Raw genomic sequence first — 860 nt, 5'->3', positions numbered from 1 at the left:
GCACCCCTGACGCCTGTCGGTCGGGCTCGTCTGGCGGACCTGATCAACACTCAAGGCTGGTCGGTACGGCGAGCGGCCGAGCGGTTCCAGGTGTCGCCGGCAACAGCATCGAAATGGGCTCATCGAGCTCGCACGGGCGCCTCCATGACGGATCACTCTTCGCGGCCTCACCGCAGTCCTGCGCGCACCGCGCAGCACATCGAGCGGCGGATCGTCGCGTTGCGCTTCACGAGACGATGGGGTCCGCACCGGATCGGGTATCACCTCCGCATGCCGCGCTCGACTGTCGAGCGGGTCCTGCATCGATATCGAATGCCGATCCTGACGCACGTCGATCAGGCCACCGGTCTCCCGGTCCGGCGTCCGAAGCCCGTTCGCTACGAACGAGGACGGCCAGGCGACCTTATCCACGTCGACATCAAAAAGCAGGGTCGTATCCCCGATGGCGGCGGACATCGCATGCTGGGCCGCACGATCGGGAACCGGAACAACAAGAAGAAGGGCCGCGGTTACGCGTTCCTCCATCACGCCGTCGATGACCACTCCCGGCTCGCCTATTCCGAGATCCTCGACGATGAACGCAAAGAGACCGCATCAGCGTTCTGGGAGAGAGCCCGCGCCTTCTTCACAAGCGCGGGCATCACCGTCCGAGAGGTGCTCACCGACAACGGCTCCTGCTATCGCTCGCACGCGTTCGCGACAGCTCTCGGCCCCAACGTCAAGCACCGATTCACGAAGCCTTACCGCCCCCAAACGAACGGGAAGGTCGAGCGCTTCAACCGCACCCTCGCCCAGGAATGGGCTTACGCCGAGACCTACGCCAGCGACGAAGCCCGAGCAGCAACCTACGACACCTGGCT

1 protein-coding gene is annotated in these 860 nt (G+C 64.8%); it reads left to right on the top strand.

All coding sequences use genetic code 11. The features are described 5' to 3' along the window. Window positions 1-860: IS481 family transposase (locus RS85_RS00010; protein WP_152642282.1), on the top strand; the 860-nt coding region annotated here is incomplete at both ends.

This window comes from Microbacterium sp. SA39, from assembly GCF_000967865.1.
In the GTDB taxonomy this organism is placed as follows: domain Bacteria; phylum Actinomycetota; class Actinomycetes; order Actinomycetales; family Microbacteriaceae; genus Microbacterium.
The sequence above is the reverse complement of the archived record's forward strand: the minus strand, read 5'-3'. Positions and strand labels throughout refer to the sequence as shown.